Raw genomic sequence first — 20070 nt, forward strand, 5'->3', positions numbered from 1 at the left:
GAGGTTGCGTTTATCCGGCTGTTTTCCTACAGCGGCAGACAAACGCGAAATAAGGCGCCCTCGTTGATCTTGCTCTCGACGGCGATGGAGCCGCCATGGGCGGCGACGATCTGTTCGGAAATAAACAGCCCCAGTCCCAGCCCCGCGACCACGGTCTTGGCTGACACCCGTTCGAACTGTTGAAAAATACGCTTCTGGTTTTCTTCACTGATACCGATCCCGCGATCCTGCACTTCGACCCGTGCCTGACCCTCGTGACTGTAGACCCTCACATCGATCCGACTCTTTCCACCATAACGCAAGGCGTTGGTCAGCAAATTTGAAATCACTTGCTCGATACGAAATTCGTCCCAGTTGCCGACCACTGGCTGTTCAGCCGTAAACATAACGGAACACTCGGCGGCGTCGACCTGCGGCGCGAAGTTTTGCAACAAATTGCTGACCAATTGCACGAGGTCAAATTTCGTTGTGCGGATCGACAGCTTGCCGGTGCGGATGCGTGACACATCCAGCATGTCTTCGATCAGACGAATCAGGCTTTTGATCTGCCGCTCGTCACGGTCGACCATGGCGTGCATCTTGTCGAGGGTGAACGCCGACGCGTTGTCCCGGGCCAGATGCATCTTGCGCAACTGGGTTTCGAGGATCAGGCCATTGAGCGGCGTACGGACTTCGTGGGCGACGATGGACATGAAGTCATCACGCATGCGCACCGCTTGTTCCAGCTCATTCTGGGTAGTCTGCAATTGCTTGAGCAGCGCTTCCTGTTCGCGGCGAGCCTGTTCCAGTTCTTCGACCTGTTGCTTCATCGCCTTGCTTTGCCGATACAGGTCGACGAAGACGTTGACCTTGCTTTTGACGGCGTGAATATCCAGAGGCTTGTGCAGGAAGTCCACGGCCCCGCTTTCGTAGCCCTTGAACGCGTAGTTCAGCTCGCGGCCGGCGGCACTGACAAATACGATCGGGATGTTCTTGGTTTTTTCCGTGCCGCGCATCAACTCGGCCAGTTCAAAGCCGTTCATGCCCGGCATCTGCACGTCGAGAATCGCCATGGCGAATTCGTGTTGCAGCAGCAGCGACAAGGCTTCGTCGGCGGACAAGGCTTTGTAGACCATGCGGTCTTCACGCTTGATCAGTGCCTCGAGCGCCAGCAGGTTCTCCGGCAGATCGTCGACAATCAGCAATTTGGCTTGGATGTTACTTAGCATGCTATTCGTTCCAGCTCGACAAGCAGACGGCCGATGCCGCGTATAGGGAGAATGTGGTCCGGGTGATGCAAATCCAGCGCTGCCCGAGGCATGGTCGCGACCTGGGCTTCGTCCGGGTCCTGCACGATGGTCAGGCCACCACGATGTTTGACCTGGGCCAGCCCGCTGGCGCCATCACGGTTCGCACCGGTCAGCAGTACGGCTGCCAGCTTTGAACCGTAGGCATCGGCAGCCGACTCGAACAGGTAATCGATAGCCGGCCGCGAGTAATGCACGCGATCCTCCAGGCTCAGCGAAAAACTGCGGTCCTGTTCCACCGACAAGTGATAACCCGGCGTGGCGAAATACAAGGTTCCGGCTTCCACGAGGGTTTTGTCGCTGGCTTCCTCGACAGGCATCGAAACCCGGCGGGCAAAGACTTCGGCCAGTTGGCTGCGACGCTCGTCGGGCAAGTGCAGAACCACGATGATCGGCAGCAAGAAACCTTCGCGCAACGGACTGAGAATATTGAGCAATGCCTCCACTCCACCGGCCGAAGCGCCGATCACGATAGCTTCTATCGAAGGCAAATCCGCTGCATTGTTCATGATTTACGGTAAATCCGTTCTTGTTTGACCAAGGGCACAAACTGGCTACCGAAAGCCGAAAAATCCGGGGTTTCCTTACTGCCCAGCACCAGGAATCCTCGATGGCAAAGAGACTCATGGAACAAACCGAACGCGCGATCCTGAAGCTTTTTATTGAAATAAATCAAAACGTTACGACACGAAATCAATTGGGTTTCTGAAAAGACGCTATCCGTCGCCAGACTGTGATCGGCGAAGGTCACGTTCTCACACAAGGTCTTGTCGAAAATCGCGTAGCCATACGCCGCCGTGTAGTAGTCGGCGAACGAACGCTGGCCACCTGCCTGCTGGTAGTTATGAGTGTAGGCGCGGACATTCTCCATGGAGAAAATCCCCTGCTTGGCCTTCTCCAGCGAGCGCGGGTTGATGTCGGTGGCGTAAATGATCGTACGATCGAGCAAGCCTTCTTCACGCAGCAGAATCGCCATCGAATAGACTTCTTCGCCCGTGCTGCAACCGGCGATCCAGATCTTGATCGACGGATAAGTCTTGAGCAGTGGCACCACTTCCTTGCGAATCGCCAGGAAATGCGAAGGATCGCGAAACATCTCGCTGACCGGAATCGTCAGCAATTGCAGCAACTGCATGAACGCGGTCGGATCGTGCAGCACCTTTTCTTGCAGGGCCGAAATGGTGTTGCACTCGAATTGCGCCAACGCATGATTGACCCGTCGCTTGATCGAAGCGCCGGAATAATCGCGAAAGTCGTAGCTGTACTTGAGATAGATCGCCTCGATCAACAACCGCAATTCGATTTCGCTGCTTCGCTCCACTGAACTAATGCGTTCCACTAAATGCGTTCCATCTTCGGTAACCACACGCGAATCAGCGAAAACAGGCGATCCAGGTCGATGGGCTTGGCCAGGTAATCGTTGGAGCCGGCTTGCAGGCAGCGCTCCTGATCGTCCTTCATGGCCTTGGCCGTCACCGCAATGATCGGCAGCTTGCGCCAGCGCGGGTCCTTGCGGATCTCGATGGTGGCTTCGAAACCATCCATCTCCGGCATCATCACGTCCATCAACACCAGATCGATGTCCTCGACTTCATTCAGTTTTTCAATCGCCTCACGGCCGTTCCGGCCAATGACCACGACTGCACCCTTTTGCTCCAGTGCACTGGTCAGGGCAAAGATGTTGCGTACATCGTCATCCACCAGCAGCACTTTGCGGCCCTCGAAGACCTTGTCGCGGCTGCGCGCGGTCTTGAGCATCCGTTGGCGTTCATGGGACAACCTGGATTCGACTTTGTGCAGAAAGAGTGTGACCTCATCGAGCAAACGCTCGGGCGAGCGAGCGCCCTTGATGATGATCGAGCGCGAGTACTTGCGCAGTTCGGCCTCTTCGTCCCGGGTCAGGTTGCGTCCGGTATAGACGATGACCGGCGGGAACGAGCAAATATCCTCGGTCGACATCCGCTTGAGCAGGTCGTTGCCAAGCATGTCCGGTAGCTTCAGGTCGATGATCATGCAATCGAAAATGGTCGTGCGCAGCAGGTCGAGCGCTTCCTGGGCGAAGCCGACGGCGGTGATCTCGATGTCTTCGTCGCCGATCAGGCGAGCAATGCTGTCGCGTTGCAAATCATCGTCTTCGACCAACAGCACCCGTTTGACCTTCTGGGTCAGCTTGGCTTCGAGGCGGGCAAACACGTCCTTGAGTTCTTCGCGAGTGGTCGGCTTGACCGCATAACCGATCGCGCCCATGTGCATGGCGGCCTCGACCCGGTCTTCGACCGAAATTATATGAACCGGAATATGCCGGGTTTCGGCATGTTCTTTCAGGCGCTGCAACACCGTCAGCCCGGAATGATCCGGCAGGCGCATGTCCAGCAGAATGGCGTCGGGAATGAACTCTTTGGCCAGGTCGTAGCCTTCATCGGCGCCGTGGGCGACCAGGCACTGGTAGCCCAGTTCGTGAGCCAGATCGTAGAGGATGTGCGCAAAATTCGGCTCATCTTCCACCACCAGGATGCAACGGGTGGTGAACGGCGCCTTGGTGCGGTCATCGTCGAAACGAGGGATATCGACTTCGGCAATCAAAGGCACCCGCTCAGGCGTTGCCGCTCTCGGTGCCATGGCGACGGGCGTGGCCTGTCTCGGTGCGACCGGCACATCGTTCGGTTCAACGTATTGCTGCGGCAGCACTAGAGTGAAGACACTGCCCTGCCCCGGCTCGCTGGTGACGCTGATCGAGCCGCCCAGCAACGCGGCCAGGTCGCGGGAAATCGACAAGCCCAGGCCCGTGCCGCCATAACGGCGATTGGTGGTGCCATCGGCCTGTCGGAAGGCTTCAAAAATGCTTTCCTGCTGGTCGGGGGCGATGCCGATCCCGGAGTCGCGGACAATAAAGGCGATGCCGTCGTTTGGCTGGGACGCCACCGTCAGGCTGACGGTGCCTTTCTCAGTAAATTTCACCGCGTTCGACAGCAGATTCTTGATGACTTGCTCCAGACGCTGGCGGTCGGTGAACAGCATCATCGGCGAGCCGGGCTGCGAGTCGACTTCAAACTTCAACTTCTTGTCAGCGGCCATCGGCTCGAACATCCCGCGCAGTCCGTCCACCAGACGCGCAACGCTGGTGTTCTCGGGGCGCATTTCCAGCTTGCCGGCCTCGACCTTGGAAATATCGAGAATGTCATTGATCAAATTGAGCAAGTCATTGCCGGCGGAATAGATCGACTCGGCGAACTTCACCTGCTCGGCGCTGAGGTTTTCCTGAGGGTTTTCCGCCAGCAACTTGGCCAGAATCAGCGAACTGTTCAACGGCGTGCGCAGTTCGTGGGACATGTTGGCGAGGAATTCGGACTTGTACTTGCTCGATCGCTGCAACTCTTCGGCGCGCTCTTCAAGCTGGGCCTGGGCTTGATTGAGTTCGGTGTTCTTCAGGTCCATCGCATCGCGCTGGTCGGCCAGGATCTGCGCCTGATCGGCGAGTTGCTCGTTGGTCTGCTCCAGTTCGACTTGCTGGGTTTCCAGGTGCGCCTGGGATTCCTTGAGAATCCGCGACTGCTCTTCGAGCTCTTCGTTGGCGGTCTTGAGTTCTTCTTGCTGAACTTGCAGCTCCTCGTTGAGCTGCTGGGTTTCGGCCAGTACTTCCTGCAAACGCTGGCGATAACGAGCGGCCTCGATCGACGTGCCGATGTTGCCGGCGATCAGCTCGAGCAACTCAACGTCGCGGTCGTCCAACGGGCGCAGGAAGCCCAGTTCGATTACACCGTTGACTCGATCGTCGTCGCTGGTAGGCACCACGAGCACGCTATGCGGCAGGCCTTCGCCCAGGCCGGAGCTGACTTTGAAGTAGTCGCTTGGCACGTTATCGAGACGGATCAGGCGAGCCTGCTGCGCCACTTGGCCGACAATCCCTTCATCGCTGTAAATCTGCTGGTCGCGCTCTTCCTGCTCGCGGGAGAAACCGTAAGACGCCACTCGCTTCAGGCCGCCATGTTCTTCGCGCACGTAAATGGCGGCGACGGCAGAACCCAGGTATTGCGCGCAGAACTGCAAAATGTTGCGGCCCAACAGGTTGAGGGACAGTTGCCCCAATACCTGCTCGGCCAGTTCGGTCTGGCCATTGCGCAGCCACGCTTGCTGTTCCAGGCGCCAGGCGCTGGCCTGTTGCGCGGCGAGGTTGGCGCTGTAACTTTGGGACAGGTTGAGCAAATCGCGACGGCCGATGTAGGCCAGCAAACCGCTGATACCGAGAATGAACAACAGGTAAAGAGTGATGCTCCAGATCGTGGTGCGGCGCACGTCCTCGTTGCGCGTGGTGCGCAACTGCTGCTCCATGTCGATCACGTCTTCGAATTGCTTGCGGATCTCATCGGTCAGCCGCTTGCCGCGCCCGGCCCTGACGGCACTGCGATAATCGCCGCTGGCGCGCTGCAGATCGATCATTGATTGCGCGTAGTTGGCCCACTCCACCTGCAAGGCCTGGAGCCGGTGCAGGCGGTCGGTTTGAACCGGGTTGTCGGCCGTGAGTTCGAGCAAGGTATTGAGCGCGACCGCGATTCTCGGCTTGGCCGTCTCATAAGGGTCGAGGAAATGCTCATCGCCGCTGAGCAGATACCCGCGCATCCCGGTTTCCAGATCAACGGTCAGCTTCACCGCTTCATTGGCGTTATTGATCACCCGGTCGGTGTGTTCGACCCACTGGATCACCGACAGCAGGTAAGTGATCAGCGAGACAAAGAACACCGCGCTGAGCACACCGACACCCAACGGCAGACTGATGTTGCGGCTCAGGAGTTTACGGAATCGTTGCTCATCAACCGAAGACGCAGGGGTCATGGGAAGGCCTTGTCGAACTGTTCAAAACCAAGGAGTTTGCCCCAAAACGGGCACATTGATCCAATTTTCTGACGCGTATTCGGGCAAGCCCTCGCATTTAGCTGCTCTTGGTCAAAGGAGCGGTTATCCTGCCGCCTCTTGTACAGCTATTCTTTTTTGCACAACGTTGGGAACTTGTCGGGATCTGCCACTTACTCATGCTAGAGCCCGGCGATTCCGATCGACCTGTGACCCTGAATTTAACTTGAGAGCCCTCTTATGTCCTCCGACCCGTCCATCATCCTGGTAGTAGAAGACGATGCCATCGTGCGCATGCTGATCGTCGATGTACTGGAGGAACTGGAGTTCAAGGTCCTTGAGGCCGATGGCAGCGAAAAGGCGCTGGAATTTCTCAACGATGAAGATCAATACATCGATTTGATGATGACCGATGTGGGTTTGCCGGTGATGGATGGCCGAGAACTGGCGACGCAAGCGCGGATGCTGCGCCCTGAACTGCCGATCCTGTTTGCCAGCGGTTATGCCGAGAGCATCGATGTGCCGGCAGGCATGCAGGTGATTGGCAAGCCGTTTTCCATTGATCAGTTGCGGGACAAGGTTAAAGGCATGCTTGCATAAATAGACAAAGACACGTCTTAAACGGCACCGAACTCTAAAGAGAGCGGTGCTTGTTGTTTTAATACCCGCCAAGCGAACTCATAACGTTCTACAAGTAAGAAACAAGCACTCACACAAGCAAAATTGCTTAATCACCCTAACTACAAGAGGATTGCCACACCTAAAAGCAACGCCTTATAAATGGATTTATTAATGAAAGACTCTGACATTTCGACCCCTTCCGATGTGCGCTTCTCTAAACCGTATCGCATCTTCAACACCCCTGACAAAAACATTAAAAGCGACAAAGTAGAGCGACAAAAAATTCTAACGCTTCTTAAAAACGGCATTGCTGAACAGAACGACGATCACCTCATATCGTGGGAGGGTGAATTTATCACGGCGGAGCAGGACTCATCTTTCGAGCAGGCGCATAAACCTGGTGCTGTCCTGTTACAGCGAATGATGGACAAGCCAGCCTTTAAACTTATCCTTAAAGAACATGGCGTTGAAACAGACTCCTTCTATGTATTCACTGAAGGTCAGATCTTCGTATGGCCTCATGATCGGGCAGACAGCGTCATCACTGCGATAAATCTTGATCCTGAACTCAAGGATGATTTGGCGACTCTCACTGAAATCGCTGCAGTGATTGGGGGAGTTGTTTCAGCGAACAATTCTGTCGGTGTCAAGCAGTGGATGGCATTTCACGAATACAAACTACCTGAAGATGTAAAGGGCATAAAAAACCTGATCAAACATCTAGAGTTCAAATATAACCCCAGCCCATCTCTCGGTAACTATTGGGAAATGATTTCACCCAGTGACGATCAGTCCGTCGTGTTATCGCCTGCTGAACGAAGCAAGATCATCGCTTTAACCGGGCAATTTACCGGACGCAAACAAAAACTCCTGACGGTTCTATGGCAGATCGTATGGGGGCCCAATTGGCACACAGCCAATCATGTGTCCCTATTGAACTACCGTGAACTCTTGCACGAGTTGGGCACTCCCCCCTCTTTGCAGTCCTGGTCTAAAGCTTATATCGATGAACTTGGCTGGTACGGTTCCAATTCGGGAGAAGAAATCTCTGACCTGTACGCGGAACAGGTCCTGATGACCGCCATCATTCTGGATCTTTATCCCGCAGCGGGAGAAGACGAACCTCGCAATCATTTGGCTGGTTACAACCTTTACACTCCCGAAAACATCGAAAAATCGATACCCGCCGTCATCTTCGAATTTGAGCGGCATCTCGAGGAAAAACACCACGTCCCAGCGCACCTCGCCACATTAGCGGCTTATTTACTGTTGGCAGGAAAAGCTCCGGAATTCCTGGTTAGAGAAGTGCCCGACTCGTTAGTCCTGGGAACCCCTGAATGGATTACCTTCTGCCGGGGAGTCGCCTTGGCAGAAGCGAACGCGATTGGGTCTGTGCTCTCCATGACCTATTCGCAGGTCATGCAACTCGAGGAAATAGAGCCGGTCAACAAGAGCCTGGAAATCCTGCATAGCGTGTTATCGGTCGACCCCATCATTGATTGGGCCTTATTGAACAATATTGTGACGCTTGAGCGTGTAAACAGTAACTATCAGGCCGCCGTTGACTCTGCTATCGCGGCCTATCAAAAGTTCGAAGATCTGTACACGCAGAACGCAAAATCCTTGACCACCCCGCTGCCCACCCGAAAAGCGATATCGTTGGAAATACTCCAGCATGCAGTTCCGGACTGCGACTTCCTGGAGGAAAAAATACTCTACCAGAAACAACGGGGATTCCATGAGTTTAACAATTTCGAGCCATTGGCCATGTCTATGGTCGAACTCAACATGTCCAATCATCTTGGGACACGTGACTGGGACTTGAAAAAAGGAACCAGCATTTATCAGCGTTTTCCGCGCCTTTTGTCCAGCCTGGTTTCTACGGAGGGGGTGTTCAAGCAGCGCTTTGACCAAGCCTATGCGCCATTGGAACAAGCAATGGCCACAACACTAAACCTCGTTTTGTCTGCATTAGCGCCCATTGACCGCACGCGTCTGCTGTGCGGTGAGGTTACTCTCTTTACCCTTCGCCCATCGGTTGCCTTCATCCAGCCCCCGGAAGTGTTTCCTCAGGAAAAACAGAAAGACAAGGATGCCGCGACGGGGCGCTACGGTGTAGTGATGTGTGCGAAATATGAAGGCCGACTGTACTGTTATGAGTTGTTCACGTTACAGGGCCTATGTCGAGAAAATCCTGAACTCGCAGCGCTTATACACAAGGAAAATCTGCTACAGCAACCCGCACGGATCGATTTTACCGGTCATATTAATAGCTTGAGCAAAGCTGCCAACGTACATTTTTTACCAACCGATATTGAAAGCTATACCCATGGAGTTCCTCACGGCGCTGTACTGTCCAGTCATGGGGCAATAGATAAACTGGGCACATACCCTGTATTCGGAAGAAACTCGAGCGACATTCAGCAAGGCCATTACAAGAGTTTTTATAGCGGACAATTTAACTCGCTGGTGAACTTCATCTTGAAACTTCGACCTGTCTGGACATACGAAGAGCTACTGGAAGACTCGCGGAGCCGAACAAAACTGGAAATAAAGCTCGCCAAAGAAGAGGAATACTTCGACACCTTTATCAACATCATCGTGCCGTTCAAGGCTTGCTACGAGGACTTTACGTCCGATGATCCGGACCGTAATAAAGGCAGCGCGCTGTCCTGCACGATTGAACTCGCAATTAATGTTTTGTTGGTGGTGGGTGTGGTCGCAAAGGCCGTTAGCATCGCCGGCAAGGCCGTCTCCACCGCGGCAAAATCGAGAGCGCTGGCCAAGGTCGGTCTTGGTTTTCTCAATTCGGCGTTCAACCCACTGGATGGAACACCTGAATTGCTTGTGGGTACCGGAAAATATCTGAAGAAAGGTGTATTGAGTATTGGCAGGGTCGGACTTCACTCTTTGGAAAATGCTGCCCATCAACTACGAATACTGACCGGTAGTGCTCAATCCTACGACCTTGTAAAGGCTGCGCAACGAACGGATTTCGGGCAAGGTTTCTGGCGCCAGACTGATGTTGTTGCGGACGCCTTCTTACTTTCAGCGGTGCGCAGGAATGACGATTGGTATGCGCTCAACCGGCTTGGCGAGCCTTGGGGAAGAAAGCTGAGCAACTTCAAGCCAACGGTAAACTTCCACCTTCCAGGGCTTCATAAATTAATGCCCGAAAGCTACGCTAAAAGCATCATCAAGGAAGGTCTGCCGCTGGCGCGTAAAAAAGTTGACACTGCGATCAGTGTTTTGTCTGACACCCGTTCAGAAGATGAAGCAAACCTGGTGCTCAAGCTGCTTTTAGGGGACGCCTCGCCGCAAACACGGAATCAGTACCTCAGCTACTTGAATGAGGTCAAAGCAGATTTTACGAAGATCAGTCCCCGTAACGTCATTTTTGACGGTTCAAAAAATGCCGACGCGCTCGCAGCGTTAAACCCTACCTTGTACAACGAATGGAAAGTTGCAAATACTACTGAGGGAACGCACAAGAAATTCATCATCATCAACACTCACAATTTCAATGATAATTACCGCAAGGAATTTTTTAATCCGGGCACCACGGCTGACGCTTTAGTTCACGAGATGTTTCACGGCGCGCCTGATACAAAAGACTTCAACTACGCATTGGACCCGGACATGTTTCAAAAAGGTTACCAACAACTTGACGTTGGTCCTTTGCTGAACCTCGCCTCCGGTCATGCACCTGCAATTCCTGGGAAATATCCGCCTGTCTACCTGAAAAGCACCACAGCACTGAAAAATGCTGACTCGTTCGCCATTACGACGTCATTGTTGAGCCAGTTGGCAACCAACCGACCGGTCTACCTGGAAAATATAAAAACCATGCAATCGGCGCTTGATCGAAGCCGCAACAGCTACATCGGTGCGGATGTATTGGTGAAACTCAATACGGTGTAACAACAGGACCGCCGCCGTCTGCTCTGCGGCGGCGGTGTTTCAGTCCAAAATCGACCTTGTTGTGGTTTAATTGCGCGCCTCTCGCATCACCCTGCCCACAGCCCGAGTCAAGGAAATACCGTTCATGAATCAGCCCCGCGCAACCAAAGTCCTCGTCATTGGTTACGTCTGGCCCGAGCCCCGGTCATCGGCCGCCAGTGGGCATGTGATGCAGATCCTGGATACGTTCTTGAAGCAAGGCTGGGACATTACATTCAGCAGTCCGGCCGGCACCGGTGAACATCGGGCTGACCTGACGGCACTGGGCATTCGCGAAGTGCCGATTGAGTTGAACAACAGCAGTTTCGACGAATTCGTCAGCGAGCTCGCTCCGGATATTGTGCTGTTCGATCAGTTCATGATGGAGGAACAGTTTGGCTGGCGGGTCGAGAAGCACTGCCCTGACGCGTTGCGAGTGCTTGAAACTTCGGATTTGCAAAGCCTGCGGCACGCCAGGCATCAGCGTCTCAAAGATCGCTTGAGGGCCAGTGACGACAACAATGATTTCAGCGACCTGTTCGCGCCGGCATTGCGCGAAGAGTTCGAATTGATGGCCAATACCGATCTGGCCAAACGGGAAATTGCCGCGCTGTATCGTTGCGATTTGAACCTGATGATCTCTGAAGTTGAAATCGAGTTGCTGGTCGAGCAGTTCAAGATGCCGCGCAACTTGCTGCACTGGTGCCCGTTGATGGTCGAACCGCCGAGCTTGCCGCCGGCCGTGTTTGAAGATCGGTCGCACTTTCTCAGCATCGGTAACTTTCGACATGCGCCGAACTGGGATGCGGTGCTGTGGATGAAAACAGTCATCTGGCCGTTGATCCGCGAACAGCTACCCGGCGCTCAATTGCACATCTATGGCGCTTACACGCCGCCCAAGGCCACTGCGCTGCATAACCCGGCCCAGGGTTTCCATGTGATGAACTGGGCGGAAGATGCCTTGCAAGTGATGTCGGCGGCGCGTGTGTGTCTGGCTCCGCTAAGATTCGGCGCCGGCATCAAAGGCAAGATCGTCGACGCCATGGTGTGTGGCACGCCCACCGTCACAACACCTATCGGTGCCGAAGCGATGCATGGCGAACATCCCTGGCCTGGCGCCGTGACCCGGACGGCACGGGAGTTCGCCGATGACGCAGTGCGGCTTTACAAGGATGACGCGCTCTGGGCCGACGCCCAATCCAAGGGGCAGAGGTTGCTGACTGATCGTTATCGGCAGTCGGAGCATGGCCCGGCACTGATCGAAAAGTTATTGTACTGCCAACAACATCTCATACAACTTAGAAGCGATAACTTTACCGGCAGCATGTTGCGCCATCACCACCACAAAAGTACGCAATACATGGCGCAGTGGATTGAAGCAAAGAACCGAACCATTTAGATATCACGAACTGCTTATACACACTTTGCATTGCCACGATTATTGACCACCCCCATAACCCACCCTTATAAACAACGCGCCGGATTAACGTTTAATTCACATATCCGGCACAACCTATTAAACTTATAAATCAATGCAAGGACGCATTAAATGAATAACATTGTTCAAAATAACCTGACACCTAATAACTGGATGTCCGGCACTCCGGCCATTGACACGTTGTCGCTCTGTGAATTGACCCTGCCGGGCACCCATAACGCAGGCAGCGACTGGCAAGCGTCCTGGCCACTGATTCCAGGCGCTCATTGGCTGGCTTGTCAGCACCGATCGTTTTATTCCCAGCTGTGCCATGGCTCCCGCGCGTTGGATATCCGACTCATGTTCGACGCCAAGGCACCAGGCCTCGGAAAATTCCGAATGCATCACAACGGCTACGGTAATAATCGCACCTTGGGAAACTTGTTAACCGAGGTGAGGCAATTTCTTGAGGAGAACCCCGATGAATTTATTGTTCTGGACTTCCACGAACTGCAAGGGGATGCGTTTGATTTCACTTTTTTCAACAACATGATGATTCATCTAATGGGTCATCAGATAATCCCCCCTCAAAACCGCTCTCTGAGTCTGCGCCAACTCAAGCAAATCAGTTCTGAACAAAGGATTCTGGTCGCGGCGACAGGGCACTGGGAGCTTGATCGAAACGTGTTCCTTGGGCAAATTGAACACAAATGGTCTGGCAGCGGTATCACGAGTGCCGCCGACTTGAAGAAGCACATTACGAGTGTACTGACATACCCGCCAGGCACGTGGGCACCGTGGTCGCTGTCCGCGACCAGTTACAGCGCCCTGGGCGGCCCCGTGGATATTCATGATGAGCTTGATGCCTGGTTCGATCCGGAAAACAGCGGTTGGGCGGCAAAGTGCAACATCATCAACGTTGACTTCATTGAAGAATCGCAAATTGTTTCATATTGCCGAACCGCAAACTTGCATAAAGCCGCCAATCGAGCCTATTAGTCGCCGTGCCATTAAATGGCTATTTTTGTGCAAGTATTTCCGAGACTGGCAATACGGTTGAGTACTTCTATGCTGGGTCATGAAAGCCTTTCTACGCAGGGCGATCAACACAGGTGTGGCGTACAGCCAAATCTGACACATGAACTTCGTCGCCCCACGGAGGGGGCGCGTCAACGACAAGGAACTGTCATGACCCATAACACAGCAGGCACGTTAGACAAACAGAAGTGGATGAGTAACGTCCTGGACATCGATCTTATAAAACTGACCGATGTCGTCTGGCCCGGCGCCCATAACGCCGGCATGGATAAACAAGCGCCTAATTATGAAGTGGTTATCGGCAACTGGACGACCTGTCAAAACGGCTCGTTTGCCTGGCAACTCTCCAACGGCGCACGGGCCTTTGACATCCGCCTGGGCTACACCGAGGGGGCTGACCAGTCGATTTTCTATTTTCATCACAACGGATACCAGTCCCATCGAGTCCTTGATGAACTGATTACAGACGTATTGGCGTTCCTTGATCGCAATCCGGATGAGTTCATTGTGCTGGACTTCCATCAGCTCGCAGACGGGTCCAAATCCTTTGACTACCAGAAACTCAATGATCTTCTGGTGAATCGACTCGGACAGCGAGTGATACCCCCCGACGACGCCAGAAAAACGATCGGCGAGCTCAAGCGGATCAGTACTCGCCGCCGGGTTGTGTTGGCGGCGCCTGGGCGGCGGGAACTGGATGAGGATTACTTCTGGCCGCGCATCCCGCACAAGTGGATCGACAAAAGGTTCATCGACGCCGAGGATCTGAAAACCCATATTTCCAGCACGCTCGAAGACGCGCCTTACGAAACGTTCCTATGGTCCTTATCGGCCACCAGCTATGCGTTTCTGGGGGGACCTCAATACATCAAAAACCAGATCAATGACTGGTTCAATCCCACCGGGGATTGGGTGACGCGTTGCAGCATCATCAATACCGACTTTTTCGACGAGTCAGAGATCGTTCGTTATTGCTGGACGGCCACCAGCATGAAAGCGGTGTACGGCGACGCCTTGCATGATCAGGCACCGGCCTGACGCCCGGAGCATTGCACGCTGGCATTACAGGCCTGGAAAGAGGCATGATCAGGGTGCAATGACAATAAAAAGCGCCCTGACATGACCCGAACCGCCAGAGTCACCGATCCTTCCTACGAACTGATGGACGACCACAACGGGTTGTCGATCATCTATCGCCAGCATGGATTCCCCTGCCCTCTGGTTCGCTGGCATTTCCACAAGGAATACGAGCTGCACCTGATCGTCGCCAGTTCCGGCAAGGTGTTCATCGGCGATTACATTGGCAACTTCTATCCGGAAACCCTGTTCCTGACCGGCCCGAATCTGCCTCACAACTGGATCAGCCAGGTGGCCGAAGACGAGGTGGTGCCCAAGCGCGACATGCTGGTCAACTTCACGGATGAGTTGTTCGAGAGCGGTCATCAGGTATTCGCGGAACTCAAGACCCTGGCGCCACTGCTGGAGCGCGCGCAGTACGGCATCGAATTTCGTTGCAAGCGCACCATCCGCCAGGCCACGACGTTGATGCAACGCATCGCTGACACTAAAGGTGCAACCCGGCTTGGGCACTTTTTTATTCTTCTTGAGCTGCTCGCGGCTTCTGATGATTATCAATTGCTGTCGGGTGCCACCACGCCGCAACTGGCGGACGAACACAACATCGATCGCACCAACCGGGCGGTGGACTACATCTTTGCGCATTACGCTCGAGACCTGCCGCTAGAGGAAGTCGCCGAGCATTTGGGCATGAAGCCGACTTACTTCAGCCGGGTGTTCAAGCAAGCTACCGGGCGCTGCTTCATCGAGTTCGTCAATCGCCTGCGCATCAGCAAATCCTGCGAGTTGCTGGCCGATGGCGACAAACCGGTGACCGATGTGTGTTTCGAATCGGGTTTCAACAATATTTCCAACTTCAATCGACGTTTCCAGCAGCTCAAGGGCATGACGCCTTCGCATTACCGGCGGCTGGCGGTGCAGCGGTTGACTGAGCAGAATCAGCACTGACACCTATCCGTGTAGCAGCTGCCGAAGGCTGCGTTCGACTGCGCAGCAGTCGCAAAACCTGCCACTTTGCCTCCCCAGGATCACCGCACGCTCTGCTCCAGCGAGTGCTGCGCAGTCGAACGCAGCCTTCGGCAGCTGCTACAGGATGTCCGGTGTTAATTCTTGCCTTTCAGAATTCAGTGCAAAAAAGTATCAATTCAAGTGCGATGGATGATTTGTCACATCCTCAATTGAAGGCTGTAATCAGCGCACATTCTTCCTGCTCTCGGAAGACACAAAAACAATAACTGTCCTTCTGTCCCCACCGGGTGCAGAAAAGGAGTGCACGATGCAACCTTCTGTAAAAGCTCTGCTTGCCCTCACTTGCGTGACCCTCAGCAGCGTCAGCCTCGGCGCTCAGACCCTGACCATCGCCACCGTCAACAACAGCGACATGATCCGCATGCAAAAGCTCTCGAAAACCTTCGAGGCCGAGCATCCGGACATCAAACTCAATTGGGTGGTGCTGGAAGAAAACGTCCTGCGCCAACGTCTGACCACCGACATCGCCACTCAGGGCGGGCAGTTCGACGTGCTGACCATTGGCATGTACGAAGCCGCACTCTGGGGTGCCAAGGGCTGGCTGGAGCCGATGAAGGATTTGCCGGCCACTTACGCCCTCGACGATGTATTCCCTTCAGTGCGTGAAGGCCTTTCGGTCAAGGGCTCGCTCTACGCCCTGCCGTTTTACGCGGAAAGCTCCATCACCTATTACCGCACCGACCTGTTCAAGGACGCCGGGTTGACCATGCCCGAGCATCCGACCTGGACCCAGATCGGCGAATTCGCCAGCAAACTGACTAATAAAGACAAAGAGCTATACGGCATCTGCCTGCGTGGCAAGGCCGGCTGGGGCGAGAACATGGCGCTGATCACCACCGTCGCCAACGCCTATGGGGCGCGCTGGTTTGATGAGCAGTGGAAGCCGGAATTCACCGGCCCTGAGTGGAAAAACGCCCTGAACTTCTACGTCGAGACGATGAAGAAATCCGGCCCACCGGGTGCCTCCAGCAACGGCTTCAACGAAAACCTGGCGCTGTTCAACAGCGGCAAGTGCGCGATCTGGGTGGATGCCAGCGTTGCCGGTTCCTTCGTCACCGACAAGACCCAAAGCAAGGTCAGCGAGCACGTTGGCTTCACTTATGCGCCGCATGAGACCACAGACAAAGGTTCGGCCTGGCTCTATTCCTGGGCACTGGCGATCCCGACCAGTTCCAAGGCCAAGGACGCGGCTAAGACCTTCAGTGCCTGGGCCACTTCCAAGGAATACGGCGCACTGGTTGCCGAAAAAGATGGCATTGCCAACGTGCCGCCCGGCACTCGGGCCTCGACCTACAGCGAGGCTTACATGAGTGCAGCGCCGTTTGCCAAGGTTACGCTGGAATCGCTTAAAGCGGCGGACCCGAGCAAGCCGACCCTCAAACCGGTGCCTTACATCGGCATCCAATTGGTGACCATTCCTGAATTCCAGGCGGTGGGCACCCAGGTCGGCAAGTTGTTCTCGGCGGCGTTGATTGGCCAGACAACGGTCGACCAGGCACTGACGGCCGCTCAGCAAACCACAGAACGCGAGATGAAGCGCGCCGGTTATCCCAAGTAGCTAACGGTGCGGTGGGGGCAACGGTCCTGGTTTGTCTGGATACCGAGTTGCCTCCATCGCGGGCAAGCCACGCTCCCACAGGTTTGACGCACTCTATGTAGGAGCGAGGCTTGCCCGCGAAGGCGGTGTTCTAGCCGCTGAAAATGCATCGGATGTACCGGCCTCTTCGCGGGCAAGCCTCGCTCCTACCGGTGATCTTCACTTGTCTGTCCTAATCGGTTAAATGCCATGAATATTTCAACTGCCAAAGCTCACATGGACATCCCCCAACCGGTGCGTAAAAGCCGTTTGGCCAATCCCGGCTGGTTTCTGGTCAGTCCCTCGGTGGCGTTGTTGCTGCTGTGGATGATCGTACCGCTGGGCATGACCGTTTACTTTTCGATGATCCGCTACAACCTGCTCTATCCCGGCGAAAACGAGTTTGTCGGGCTGGAGAACTTCACGTACTTCCTGACTGACTCCGGGTTCATGCCCGGCGCCACCAACACCCTGTTGCTGGTGGGCAGCGTGTTGCTGATCAGCGTGGTGCTGGGTGTATTGATTAGTGCGCTGCTGGAGGCCAGTGAATTCCTCGGTCGAGGCATCGTGCGGGTGATGCTGATCTCGCCGTTTTTCATCATGCCCACCGTCGGTGCGCTGATCTGGAAGAACCTGATTTTCCACCCGGTGTCGGGGATTCTCGCCTACGTCTGGAAACTGTTCGGCGCGCAGCCGGTGGACTGGCTGGCGCACTACCCGCTGCTGTCGATCATCATCATTGTGTCCTGGCAATGGCTGCCGTTCGCGATCCTGATCCTGATGACCGCCATGCAGTCCCTCGACCAGGAACAGAAGGAAGCCGCGCGCCTGGATGGTGCGGGGCCGATCGCGATTTTCTGGCACTTGACCCTGCCGCACCTGGCGCGGCCGATTGCGGTGGTGGTGATGATCGAAACCATCTTCCTGCTCTCGGTGTTCGCCGAAATCTTCACCACCACCAACGGCGGTCCCGGCTACGCCTCGACCAACCTCGCCTACCTGATCTACAACCAGGCGCTGGTGCAGTTCGACGTCGGCATGGCGTCGGCCGGCGGCTTGATCGCGGTGGTGATCGCCAACATCGCGGCCATCGTGCTGGTGCGGATGATCGGCAAAAACCTGACAGACAAAGCCTGAGGCCTGCGCCATGACCCTTCAACAATCCCGCCGTCTGCAAAGCCTGCTGCTCGGCACTCTGGCCTGGGCCATCGCGATCCTGATCTTCTTCCCGATTTTCTGGATGGTGATGACCAGTTTCAAAACCGAAATCGATGCGTTCGCCACGCCGCCGCAGTTCATCTTCACGCCGACGCTGGAGAACTACCTGCACATCAACGAGCGCAGCGACTACTTCAGCTTCGCCTGGAACTCGGTGGTGATTTCCTTCAGCGCTACGGCTCTGTGCCTGCTGATCGCGGTGCCGGCAGCCTACTCCATGGCGTTCTACGAAACCCAGCGCACCAAAGGCACGCTGCTGTGGATGCTCTCCACCAAGATGCTGCCGCCGGTGGGCGTGCTGATGCCGATCTACCTGCTGGCCAAGAGTTTCGGCCTGCTCGATACGCGCATTGCGCTGATCGTGATCTACACGCTGATCAATCTGCCGATCGTGGTCTGGATGATTTACACCTACTTCAAGGACATCCCCAAGGACATCCTCGAAGCCGCGCGCCTCGACGGCGCCACGCTGTGGCAGGAAATGATCCGGGTGCTGCTGCCAATCGCCAAGGGCGGCCTGGCTTCCACGGTGCTGCTGTCGCTGATCCTGTGCTGGAACGAGGCGTTCTGGTCGCTGAACCTGACCTCGTCGAAAGCCGCGCCACTGACCGCGTTGATCGCTTCGTACTCCAGCCCCGAAGGGTTGTTCTGGGCCAAGTTGTCCGCGGTGTCGACCCTGGCCTGTGCGCCGATCCTGATCTTTGGCTGGTTCAGCCAGAAACAACTGGTCCGCGGCCTGTCGTTTGGCGCCGTGAAATGAAGATCGCCGCCCTAATGCAATCCCCCCTGTAGGAGCCAGGCTTGCCGGCGAAGGCGATCTCCCGGACGCCTTCGCCGGCAAGCCTGGCTCCTACAGAAAAGCCCGCCCGGCCCAACTGAATAACAACAAGCGGAGGCCCATCACCATGGCCAACCTGAAAATCAAGAATCTGCAAAAAGGCTTCGAAGGCTTTTCCATCATCAAAGGCATCGACCTGGAAGTGAACGACAAGGAATTCGTGGTCTTCGTCGGCCCGTCGGGCTGCGGCAAATCCACCCTGCTGCGCCTGATCGCCGGGCTGGAAGAAGTCAGCGGCGGTACCATCGAACTCGATGGCCGCGACATCACCGAAGTCAGCCCGGCCAAGCGTGACCTGGCGATGGTGTTCCAGACCTACGCCCTGTACCCGCACATGAGCGTGCGTAAAAACATGTCGTTTGCCCTCGACCTGGCCGGTGTGCCCAAAGCCGAAGTGGAAAAGAAAGTCGGCGAAGCGGCGCGCATCCTTGAGCTGGGGCCGATGCTGGAGCGCAAGCCCAAGCAGCTGTCTGGCGGCCAGCGTCAACGGGTGGCCATCGGCCGCGCCATTGTGCGCAACCCGAAAATCTTCCTGTTCGACGAACCGCTGTCCAACCTCGACGCCGCGCTGCGGGTGCAGATGCGCCTGGAACTGTTGCGCCTGCACAAAGACCTGCAAGCGACGATGATTTACGTGACCCATGACCAGGTCGAAGCGATGACCATGGCCGATAAAGTGGTGGTCCTCAACGGCGGCAAAATCGAGCAAGTCGGTTCGCCGCTGGACTTGTATCACCAGCCCGCCAACCTGTTTGTCGCCGGGTTCCTCGGCACGCCGAAAATGGGCTTCCTCAAGGGTAAAGTCACCCGCGTCGAGAGCCAAAGCTGTGAAGTCCTGCTGGACGCCGGCACCCGGATCACGCTGCCGCTGACCGGCGCCAATCTGAGCCTCGGCGGTGCCGTGACCCTCGGCATTCGTCCGGAGCACCTCAACCTCGCGCAAACCGGCGACTGCACCTTGCAGGTCACCGCCGACGTCAGCGAACGCCTGGGCAGCGACACCTTCTGCCACGTGGTGACCGCTTCCGGCGAAGCGCTGACCATGCGCGTTCGTGGCGACCTGGCCAGCCGTTATGGCGAAGCCTTGAGCCTGCACCTGGACGCCGAACACTGCCATTTATTCGATGCCGACGGCGTGGCGCTGACCCGCCCGTTGCGCGCAGCGGCCTGATTTAGAGAGCCT

14 protein-coding genes are annotated in these 20070 nt (G+C 55.6%); 10 read left to right on the forward strand and 4 right to left on the reverse strand.

Features of this window, described 5'->3' with window-relative positions; genetic code table 11:
* Positions 1-26: 26 nt before the first annotated feature.
* From ACIQV9_RS02505 to ACIQV9_RS02520, 4 genes are read right to left on the reverse strand one after another with little or no spacing between them, the layout of a single operon-like run.
* Positions 27-1208 (reverse strand): ATP-binding protein, encoded by a 1182-nt coding sequence (locus tag ACIQV9_RS02505; RefSeq protein ID WP_403097773.1) that lies wholly within the window; start codon positions 1206-1208, stop codon positions 27-29.
* Positions 1202-1795 (reverse strand): chemotaxis protein CheB, encoded by a 594-nt coding sequence (locus tag ACIQV9_RS02510; protein ID WP_403097776.1) that lies wholly within the window; start codon positions 1793-1795, stop codon positions 1202-1204. The genes ACIQV9_RS02505 and ACIQV9_RS02510 overlap by 7 nt, the downstream gene beginning before the upstream one ends.
* Positions 1792-2625, reverse strand: coding sequence for a CheR family methyltransferase (locus ACIQV9_RS02515; RefSeq protein WP_403097779.1), 834 nt, complete (start codon positions 2623-2625; stop codon positions 1792-1794). The genes ACIQV9_RS02510 and ACIQV9_RS02515 overlap by 4 nt, the downstream gene beginning before the upstream one ends.
* On the reverse strand, positions 2625-6116 hold the full coding sequence (locus ACIQV9_RS02520; protein ID WP_403097782.1) for a response regulator: 3492 nt from the start codon (positions 6114-6116) through the stop codon (positions 2625-2627). The genes ACIQV9_RS02515 and ACIQV9_RS02520 overlap by 1 nt, the downstream gene beginning before the upstream one ends.
* 258 nt (positions 6117-6374) lie before the next feature.
* Between ACIQV9_RS02520 and ACIQV9_RS02525 the strand changes: the two genes are divergently transcribed.
* The 10 genes from ACIQV9_RS02525 to ACIQV9_RS02570 all read left to right on the forward strand — a co-directional run bounded on the left by ACIQV9_RS02525 (position 6375) and on the right by ACIQV9_RS02570 (position 20058).
* Complete coding sequence (locus tag ACIQV9_RS02525; protein WP_149660337.1) at positions 6375-6734, forward strand: response regulator; 360 nt, start codon at positions 6375-6377, stop codon at positions 6732-6734.
* Between the two features lie 192 nt (positions 6735-6926).
* Positions 6927-10676, forward strand: a complete 3750-nt coding sequence (locus tag ACIQV9_RS02530; protein ID WP_403097786.1) for a hypothetical protein — start codon at positions 6927-6929, stop codon at positions 10674-10676.
* Between the two features lie 124 nt (positions 10677-10800).
* Positions 10801-12093, forward strand: a complete 1293-nt coding sequence (locus ACIQV9_RS02535) for a glycosyltransferase (RefSeq protein WP_403097791.1) — start codon at positions 10801-10803, stop codon at positions 12091-12093.
* 150 nt (positions 12094-12243) lie between these two features.
* On the forward strand, positions 12244-13110 hold the full coding sequence (locus tag ACIQV9_RS02540; RefSeq protein ID WP_403097795.1) for a phospholipase: 867 nt from the start codon (positions 12244-12246) through the stop codon (positions 13108-13110).
* 189 nt (positions 13111-13299) lie between these two features.
* On the forward strand, positions 13300-14187 hold the full coding sequence (locus ACIQV9_RS02545; protein ID WP_403097798.1) for a phospholipase: 888 nt from the start codon (positions 13300-13302) through the stop codon (positions 14185-14187).
* A gap of 81 nt (positions 14188-14268) precedes the next feature.
* Complete coding sequence (locus ACIQV9_RS02550; protein ID WP_403097800.1) at positions 14269-15174, forward strand: AraC family transcriptional regulator; 906 nt, start codon at positions 14269-14271, stop codon at positions 15172-15174.
* A gap of 328 nt (positions 15175-15502) precedes the next feature.
* The gene (locus tag ACIQV9_RS02555) at positions 15503-16813 is read left to right on the forward strand and encodes an ABC transporter substrate-binding protein (RefSeq protein WP_403097802.1); all 1311 of its coding nucleotides are present in this window, start codon (positions 15503-15505) and stop codon (positions 16811-16813) included.
* A 228-nt stretch (positions 16814-17041) separates the two neighbouring features.
* The gene (locus ACIQV9_RS02560) at positions 17042-17968 is read left to right on the forward strand and encodes a carbohydrate ABC transporter permease (protein ID WP_077747832.1); all 927 of its coding nucleotides are present in this window, start codon (positions 17042-17044) and stop codon (positions 17966-17968) included.
* 10 nt (positions 17969-17978) lie between these two features.
* On the forward strand, positions 17979-18809 hold the full coding sequence (locus tag ACIQV9_RS02565) for a carbohydrate ABC transporter permease (RefSeq protein WP_403097805.1): 831 nt from the start codon (positions 17979-17981) through the stop codon (positions 18807-18809).
* A gap of 145 nt (positions 18810-18954) precedes the next feature.
* Complete coding sequence (locus ACIQV9_RS02570) at positions 18955-20058, forward strand: ABC transporter ATP-binding protein (RefSeq protein WP_403097807.1); 1104 nt, start codon at positions 18955-18957, stop codon at positions 20056-20058.
* Positions 20059-20070 lie beyond the last annotated feature (12 nt).

This window comes from Pseudomonas sp. NPDC099000 (assembly GCF_044759925.1).
GTDB lineage: Bacteria > Pseudomonadota > Gammaproteobacteria > Pseudomonadales > Pseudomonadaceae > Aquipseudomonas.